The organism is Acidaminococcus sp. AM05-11 (assembly GCF_003472805.1).
GTDB lineage: Bacteria > Bacillota > Negativicutes > Acidaminococcales > Acidaminococcaceae > Acidaminococcus > Acidaminococcus hominis.
On record NZ_QRMX01000046.1, the window covers coordinates 1 to 8,871 of the forward strand.

The 8,871-nt window shown below is 55.3% G+C and carries 7 protein-coding genes; all 7 read left to right on the plus strand.

The features are described 5' to 3' along the window. The first annotated feature begins 150 nt into the window (after positions 1 to 150). The 7 genes from DW089_RS10835 (at position 151) to DW089_RS10865 (ending at position 8,305) form a co-directional block, all read left to right on the plus strand. Entirely contained in the window at positions 151 to 768 is a 618-nt protein-coding gene (locus tag DW089_RS10835; RefSeq protein WP_105325463.1) for an undecaprenyl-diphosphatase, read from the plus strand. Positions 769 to 1,159: 391 nt separating this feature from the next. Continuing rightward, a complete protein-coding gene (locus DW089_RS10840) occupies positions 1,160 to 2,620 on the plus strand; it encodes a nicotinate phosphoribosyltransferase (protein WP_105325464.1) in 1,461 nt (486 codons plus the stop codon). Between the two features lie 330 nt (positions 2,621 to 2,950). Continuing rightward, positions 2,951 to 4,030 carry an ECF transporter S component gene (locus DW089_RS10845; protein ID WP_105325465.1) on the plus strand — a complete coding sequence of 360 codons (1,080 nt, stop codon included), beginning with the start codon at positions 2,951 to 2,953 and terminating at the stop codon, positions 4,028 to 4,030. A 4-nt stretch (positions 4,031 to 4,034) separates the two neighbouring features. Beyond that, a complete protein-coding gene (locus tag DW089_RS10850) occupies positions 4,035 to 5,834 on the plus strand; it encodes an ABC transporter ATP-binding protein (protein WP_105325466.1) in 1,800 nt (599 codons plus the stop codon). Next, positions 5,821 to 7,713, plus strand: coding sequence for an ABC transporter ATP-binding protein (locus DW089_RS10855; protein ID WP_105325467.1), 1,893 nt, complete (start codon positions 5,821 to 5,823; stop codon positions 7,711 to 7,713). The genes DW089_RS10850 and DW089_RS10855 overlap by 14 nt, the downstream gene beginning before the upstream one ends. Positions 7,714 to 7,770: 57 nt before the next feature. Beyond that, positions 7,771 to 8,049, plus strand: a complete 279-nt coding sequence (locus DW089_RS10860) for a DUF1294 domain-containing protein (RefSeq protein WP_199614912.1) — start codon at positions 7,771 to 7,773, stop codon at positions 8,047 to 8,049. Positions 8,050 to 8,092: 43 nt separating this feature from the next. Beyond that, positions 8,093 to 8,305, plus strand: coding sequence for a hypothetical protein (locus DW089_RS10865; RefSeq protein WP_105325468.1), 213 nt, complete (start codon positions 8,093 to 8,095; stop codon positions 8,303 to 8,305). Positions 8,306 to 8,871: the final 566 nt, after the last annotated feature.

An 8,871-nucleotide genomic window follows, 5' to 3' on the forward strand; every position in this document is an offset into this window, starting at 1 on the left:
TCCACACCCTACTGCATGGATACGACTCCCCGGAGGGCAAAATATTCCCAAAAACACCTCTATACTTTTCGCAGAAAAGTATAGGACGTTACCTTACTCAAGTCACTTCTGTAATAACCCTATAAAATCTATCTTCAGGAGGTAAACCCCATGCTCCACACCCTACTGCAATGTGACACGCAGCTTTTCATCTTCATCAACTCCCTGGCCGGCCACTCCGCCGTCCTGGACCACTTTATGAAACTGGTGAGCCAGTACGGCCCCTTGGCCTTCCTGCTGGTGTTTGCCGCCCTGTGGTTCAAAGGCAGCAGCCCCCAGAAACAGTTCGAAAACCGAATTTTCGTCATGCTGGCCGTCCTGGGCACCGCCCTGGCCCTGGCCATCGGTACCGGCCTTGGCACCCTCTGGTTTAGACCCAGACCCTTTACCGTTCTGGCCGTCACCCAACTGCTGCCCCACGCTGCCAATGCCTCGTTTCCCTCCAACCACGCCGTTGGCTGCTTTGCCCTGGCCGCCGCAGGCCTGAAGTATAGCCGGAAATTGGGCACCCCTCTGCTGGTACTAGCCGCCCTGGTGGCCATCTCCAGACCCTACGTGGGCGTCCATTACCCCTTGGACGTACTGGCCGGCGCCGCCCTTGGCTGGATTACCATGACCCAGGTCTATAAAGCCAGAGCCGCCTTGAGAAGAACCGCCACCCTGCTGGTCTATTGCTGCGAATGGCTTGGTGAACACTTCCCCGGTCTCAGAACCCTGCAAAAACGCTGAGAGAGCAGGGGAGCACAAGTGCTCTGGAAAATGGGAAGGCACCGCCGCAAGACAATGCACGAGCCAAAGCAAAAAACGACTCTGCAAAAGGGAAAACCAATTGCAGGCTCGTTTTTTACATTCTGTTTGGTTGTTAATTCTGAAGAAAGTAAAGAAATCTCTAGCTTCAATAACTGTCCTGCTTACTAAAGAAACTAAATAAGCAGGAAAGTCCAGCCAAGTTCCCCGGAATCCCCGCCATTTATATCTCAAATCCCCAACTTTTAGAATTTTTTGCCAAAACTGGTTATAAACGTGGTACAATTGTTACCAATAGCAATACCTGGCCGGAGGTTTCTCCCAGTCCGGGAAATACGCGGTGCTCAGCCGCAGTAACGAGGAGAAGACTAACATGAAACAATGTGACGCTAGAAACTTGTCCATGGTATTTGACCTGTACGAAATGACCATGGCCAACGGGTATTTTGAAGACAAGGAACGGGACCGGGACGACTACGTATCCTTTGATGTTTTTTATCGCAACAACCCTGACGATGGCGGCTTTGCCATCTTTGCCGGACTGGAACAGGTGCTGGACTACCTGGAAGACCTGCATTTCAGTGCCGAAGATATCGAATACCTCCGCAGCCTGCATACCTTCAGTGAGGATTTCCTGGAATGGCTGAAGGATTACCACTTCCGGGGAGACGTGTACGCCATGCCCGAGGGCACCATTGTGTACCCCAACGAACCCCTGCTGACCGTGTATGCACCCCTGATTGACGCCCAGCTGGTGGAAACCGCCATCTTGTGCCAGATCAACCACCAATCCCTGATTGCCACCAAGGCCCAGCGGATCGTAAAAGCCGCCGAAGGCCGTGCCGTCTCCGACTTTGGTGCCAGACGCGCCCACAACATGGACGCAGCCGTCTACGGCGCCCGGGCAGCCTACATTGGCGGTGCCGCCAGCACTGCAACCGTATTGGCTGGCCAAATGTTCGGCATCCCCGTCAGCGGCACCATGGCCCACAGCTGGGTCATGTACTATGACGACGAATATACCGCCTTCAAACGCTTCTCCGAAATCTATCCGGATAACGCCATCTTGCTGGTAGATACTTATGACGTACTGGATTCCGGCGTACCCAACGCCATCAAAGTGGCCCACGAAGTCCTGGAACCCATGGGCAAACGGCTGAAAGGCATCCGCATCGACTCTGGCGACCTGGCCTACCTGTCCAAGAGAGCCCGGAAAATGCTGGACGAAGCCGGCCTGCAGGACGCCATTATCGTCATCTCCAACAGCCTGGATGAATACACCATTGGCTCCATTTTGGACCAGGGCGGCTGCGTGGATTCCTTTGGCGTAGGCGAACGCCTGATTACCGCCAAAAGCGACCCCGTTTTCGGTGCCGTGTACAAACTGGTGGCCGTCCATAAGGACAAAGCCATTATCCCCAAAATCAAGGTTTCCGAAACCTTCGAAAAAATTACCAACCCCGGCCGCAAAGGCGTGTACCGGGTGTATGACCCCAATGGCCATGCCATTGCCGACCTGCTGACCATGGAAGACGAAAAGCCCGTGGATGGAGAAGAATTCCACTTTGTGGATACCCACCGTCCCTGGAAACGACTGTCCTTCACCGGCTGCAACTTCAAAGAACTCCAGGAACTGGTGCTGAAAAACGGCAAACGCACCAAACCCTCTCCCTCTTTGGAAAGCATCCGCAACTTCGTGAAAATCCAGCTGGTCAACGAAATCTGGCCCGAAGAACAGCGCTTCGCCAACCCCCATATCCACTACCTGGATATGAGCCCCACCTATTACAAAATGAAAATGACCCTGCTGGAAGACGCCAAACGGGTTAAATAACCTAGCAGTTACAACGCCAAGCAAAACGCCAAGCCCTTTTGCTTGGCGTTTTTCATGAGACAATGCGGGGGAGGAGGGGGCCCAGCGGGCCATCCCAGTTTTTCGCGGCCCCGGCCGCGATTTGCCTTCCACTTACCTGTTCGCTATGCGAACAGGAGAAGGGGAAGGGTGGCCGCAACCGAGAATAAAAAGCGGCCGGGATGGGGTTCAAAACCAAGTTTCCCAACGGGCACCGCCCGCACCCCACCAACCGTTGATTGACTTTTGTCTCCACACCCCATTTGCTGTATAATATACCTATCAACTCTATATATTTTGCGAGGCGACATCATGTCCAAATACCATCCCCATAACCTAACCCAGGCGGGACTTCTCATCGCCCTGGGCATTCTCATACCCTTTGTCACCGGTCACGCCTTCGGCGTCCAGGGAACGGTGCTGCTGCCCATGCACTTTACCGTGCTGCTGGCGGGCTTCCTTCTGGGCCCCTTCTGGGGTGCGGTCATCGGGGTGTTGACACCCCTGATTTCCAGCGTGCTTACCGGCATGCCCCCGGCCTTTCCCATGCTGCCCCTGATGATCGGCGAGCTGGGCACCTACGGCTGGGCCACCGGCCACTTCTGGAACCGGGGGTGGGGGCTGCTGCCGGCTCTCGTTGCCTCCATGGTGCTGGGCCGCCTGGTCCGGGTGCTTTTGGTGTCAGGGTTGTTCCTATTTAACGGCAAAGCCCTGGGCCTGCTGCTCTTTGTTTTTATCCTCCAAGGGCTGCCCGGCATTGTCCTCCAACTGCTGATCCTGCCCCGGGTACTCCGGGCCCTGGGCCTTGCCCAGGCAGGAAAAACCGCCCCTGCGGCGAATACAAATACCAACGTTCCCACCAAGGAACAGATAGGAGAGAATATAATGAAAGAAAACCATACCCAAAATCAGGCGCTGGAAGCCCTGATCCAAAGCGAAATGCATAAAATCGTCCACGAAGGCCAGTCCATTGCCATCCTTCAGGACGGCCAGGTGGTCTTCACGGATACCGCCAAAGGCGTGATGCCCCTTCTGAAAGTACTGCGGGCCCAGCCCGAACTGTTAAAGGGCGCCGTTGCCGTAGATAAGATTGTAGGCAAGGCCGCTGCCATGCTCTTTACCCTTGGCGGCGTCAAAGAAGTCCATACCTACATCATCAGCACCGCCGGCAAAGAATACCTGGAAAAACACCATATCCCCGTGTTCTTCCAAACGGAAATTGCCATGATTGAAAACCGGATGAAAACCGGCATCTGCCCCTTTGAAAAGTCCGTTATGGATACCGAAGACCCGGCCGAAGCCCAGCAGCTCCTGGCCGCCACCGCAGCCCGTCTCATGAGCGGCAAACGCCCCGCAGCACCCCAAGAACAAATTCAAGCAGAAGCGAAGTGATTTCATGCAAAAAGGTTGGAAACTCCTTTTTCAATCTGTAAGAGAATATCGGACCTCCATGCTCCTGACCCCTGTGCTGGTCCTGGGAGAAGTCTGCTTTGAAGCCCTGATTCCCTATGAAATTGCCCTGATGATCAACGAAATCAAGGCCGGCTGCGGCCCCGACCGCATTGGCCACTACGCCTGGATTCTCTGCGTCATGGCACTCTTAGGACTGCTCTGCGGCTACGCCGCCGGTATGACCTGCGCCAAAGCCTCCTGCGGCTTTGCCAAAAACCTCCGGCAGGACATGTTCTACCAGATTCAGGAATTTTCCTTCTCCAACATCGACCGGTTTTCCTCGGCCTCCCTGGTAACCCGGCTGACCACGGACATCCAGAACATCCAGATGGCCTTTATGATGCTGATCCGCACCGCCTTCCGGGCCCCCTTCAACCTGCTGTTTTCCTTCTTTATGGCCTACTACATGGGCGGGTTTATGGCCATGGGCTTTGTGGTGGTAATCCCCGTGCTGGGCTACGGCCTGTACGCCATCGCCAAAAAAGCCATGCCTATGCTGAAACGCGGCTTTCCCCAGTACGACGCCATGAACAGCAAAGTGGAGGAGAACATCAAAGGCATCCGGGTGGTGAAATCCTTCGTCCGCCAGGATACCGAAATCAGCAAATTCAACGTCACCGCCAGGGAAGTCCAGCGGCTCTTTACCAACGCCGAGCGCTATATCGCCCTGAACAACCCCCTGATGCAGATCTGCGTTTACGGCATCATGGTGTTCCTGCTCACGGTAGGCTCCAAACTGATCATTACCACCCAGGGCCAGGCCCTGGACATCGGCCAGTTTTCCACGCTGCTGACCTACAGCTTTCAAATTTTGGGCAGCCTGATGATGCTGTCCATGATTTTCGTGCTGCTGACCTTTACTGAAGAATCCGTCAAGCGGGTGGAGCAGGTCCTCCACGAACAGAGCGACCTGGTATCGCCCCCGGACCCCGAAACACAAGTCCGGGACGGCTCCATTGTCTTTGACCACGCCTATTTTCAGTACGACGCCCAAAACGGCGACCCGGTGCTGGAAGACATTAACCTGGATATCCATTCCGGAGAAGTCATCGGTATTGTAGGCGGTACCGGCTCCGGCAAATCCTCCCTGGTTCAGCTGATTCCCCGGCTCTACGACGTTACCGACGGCGCCGTAGCAGTAGGCGGCCTGGACGTACGCCGCTACGACCTGGAAACCCTGCGTTCCAGCGTGGCCATGGTCCTCCAGAAGAACCTGCTGTTTTCCGGCACCGTAGCGGACAACATCCGCTGGGGCAACGAAAACGCCACCGACGAAGAAGTGCGCCAGGTCTGTGAGTGGGCCTGCGCCGACGAATTCATCCAGCGCTTCCCCGACGGCTACAACACCTGGATTGAGCAGGGAGGCGCCAACGTCTCCGGGGGTCAGAAGCAGCGCATCTGCATTGCCCGGGCCCTGCTGAAGAAACCCAAGATTCTTATCCTGGACGACAGCACCTCCGCTGTGGATACCAAAACCGATGCCGCCATCCGGCAGGCCCTGCGGGACTTCCTGCCCGGCACCACCAAGCTGATTATTGCCCAGCGCCTGGCCTCCGTGGAAAACGCCGACCGGATTATCGTCATGGACAAAGGCAAAATCAACGCCGTAGGCACCAGCGAAGAACTGCTCCAGACCAATACCATCTACCAGGAAATGGCCCGGTCCCAGAACCTCCAAAAGACCGACGAAAAACTGGCCCAATCCGGGGCAGAGAAGGGAGGGCTGGCCTATGACCCAGCGTAAACCCCAGGTACACAAAATCCTCAGCTGGAGCCAGGCCAAACTGTTCATCCTGACCCTCCAGCGCTTCTACCCCCGGCTGTTTCCCACCATTGTGGGCCTGATTATCCTGAACTCGGTAATCCTGTCCATCCCCTCCATCTTTATGCAGAAGGTGGTGGCCACCCTGCAAACCGCCTGGGAACAGAACCTGACCTGGCCGGTGATCCAGCCCATCATTTACCACTATGTGAAAATCCTGGCCGTCCTGTACGTGATTTCCCTGCTGGCCAACATTACCTACAATCAGCTCCTGGCCGTCTTTACCCAAGGCTGCCTGTGCCAGATCCGGGAACGACTGTTCGCCCATATGGAAAGCCTGCCCATCCGGTACTTTGATACCCACAAACGCGGGGACGTGATGAGCTATTACACCAATGACGTAGAAGCCCTGCGCCAGGTGATCTCCCAGTCCTTTCCCCAGCTCCTGGTGTCCGCCGTTACCGTGGTGGCCCTGTTTGCCGTCATGGTGTACTACAGCGTGTGGATGAGCCTGGTGGTCGTAGGCGGCTCCCTGTGGTCCGTGGTGATTACCCGTAAAGTAGGGGGCAAGTCCGCCCAGTACTTCCTGGAACAGCAGCACGCCCTGGGCCGCTGCGAAGGCTTCATGGAAGAAATGATCAACGGCGGCAAAGTCATCAAAGTCTTCAGCCACGAAGAACTGTCCAAGGCAGACTTCAATAAAGAAAACGAAGAACTGTACCAGGCCTCCTTCCAGGCCAACAAATATTCCAACACCCTGATGCCCATTTTGAACAACGTCAGCTACCTGATCTATATTATCGTAGCCAGCTTTGGCGGCCTGTTCCTCAATTGGGACGTACCCAACCTGTCCATCTCCGGACTGCCCTTTACCCTGGCCGTGATTATCCCCTTCCTGGGCATGAGCCGGCAGTTTGCCGCCGCCATCCAGCAGATTTCACCCCAGATTAACGCCATCGTCCTGGCCATGGCCGGTGCAGAACGCATCTTTGGCCTCATGGCCGAAGACCCCGAGGAAGACCATGGCCACGTGACCCTGGTGCCCCCGGAAAAAGGCTGCAAAGCCAAAGCCCGGCACTGGTCCTGGCAGGTACCCCAGGAGAACGGCACGTACCAGTACGTACCCCTTACTGGCGAGGTCCATTTCCGGAACGTAGACTTTGCCTATGACCCCGCAAAGACCATCCTCCACGACATCAACATCACCGCCCTCCCCGGACAGAAAATTGCCCTGGTAGGCGCCACCGGAGCCGGCAAAACCACCATCACCAACCTGCTGAACCGTTTCTACGACATCACCAAAGGCACCATCACCTATGACGGCATCGACATCCACCAGATGAGCAAAGGCTCCCTGCGCAAATCCCTGGGCATCGTCCTCCAGGACACCGTCCTCTTTACCGGCACCGTGCTGGAGAATATCCGCTACGGCCGACTGGACGCCACCGACGAAGAATGCCGAGAAGCCGCAGAACTGGCCGGAGCCGATTCCTTCATCCGCCACCTGCCCCAGGGCTATAATACCCTGCTCAAAGGCGGCGGCGCCAGCCTCTCCCAGGGCCAGTGCCAGCTGCTGGCCATCGCCCGAGCCGCTGTAGCCGATCCCCCCGTCATGATCTTGGACGAAGCCACCAGCTCCATCGATACCCGTACCGAACAAATCGTCCAGCGGGGCATGGATGCCCTGATGGAAGGCCGCACCGTCTTCGTCATTGCCCATAGACTGTCCACCGTCAAAAACGCCGACCAGATACTGGTCCTGGACGGCGGCCGCATCATCGAACGCGGCAATCACGAAGAACTGCTGGAGAAACAAGGCGTGTACTACCAACTGTATACCGGCGCCTTTGAACTCAGCTGATACCCGCGCAGAACTTGAAAAGAACAATTTTGCATATACCCTAAGGAGATTCAACCCGTGCTTACCTTACACCAATCCTTTTTCTACTATCTGGGCTTTATCAATATCCTGACCTTCCTGATCTACGGCTACGACAAATTTCAGGCCAAACGCGGCGGCTGGAGAGTCTCCGAAAAAGTCCTTTTGGTCCTGGCCGCCGCCTGGGGATCCCTGGGCGCCCTCCTGGCCATGTACTTTTTCCGCCACAAAACCCAGCATAAAAAATTCATCTACGGCGTCCGCATCCTGATCATGCTCCAGGTCGCCGTCTACTGCCTGTTCTACCTCAAGTACTAACCCCGGCAGCAGTACCAAAACCCGTGAAGGGAAGTGAATACACATGAAATTCGGACTCAGAACCCCGTCCCTGACCCGTTCCCTGAAAGCCAGAACTACCGGCCGCCTCAAACGCCAGGTCAAACGCGCCCTTATTCCCGGCTACGGCCAAAAAGGCATGGGGTACATCAAAGACCCCGAACGCGCCATCAAAAACAAAATCTACCACAAGACCACCTTTTCCTTGTGGGACGTATTGAAGAAACTGTTTGGGTAGAAGAAAATATGAACAAACCAGCCTGTGAATAAGAACTCACAGGCTGGTTTGCTGTTTTTAGAAGGGTATTTGCGGCCTTTGGCCGCGGAGGGAACCTTCACAGCTAAATTGGTGGAATGAGAATATTTTTGTGTGAACTCGGGGGATGAGTGGGGGGCTGACAGGTAGAGTTGAAGAAAACGGAGAACGTGCTACGCTTTCTACGAAAGCGTAGAGGTGTTTTTGGGAATATATAAGCGGCGCCAGCGCCGCAGAAGGAGCACTCTCCGTCGCCTCGCGGCGCCACCTGCGCCCGCATGCGCGCGAGGTCAACTTCTATAGTAAATTCGCAATAACAATGTGTTTTATCCTGCTTAGTTACCCCCACATTGTGTTCAAAAATAAGTAATTTTAAAAACGTGGTGGTGCCTTATTGATTACCTCTACCAAGCATTGCGGCCGCATCCAAACAGCCAGACAAATATTGTATTTGGCTGTTTGGTGAATAAGGCCCATGTGATAGCTGCGGTTGGCATGCCTCCGTCAAGCTGGTATGCTATGAATAAAGTAGACTGGCATATAGTTAA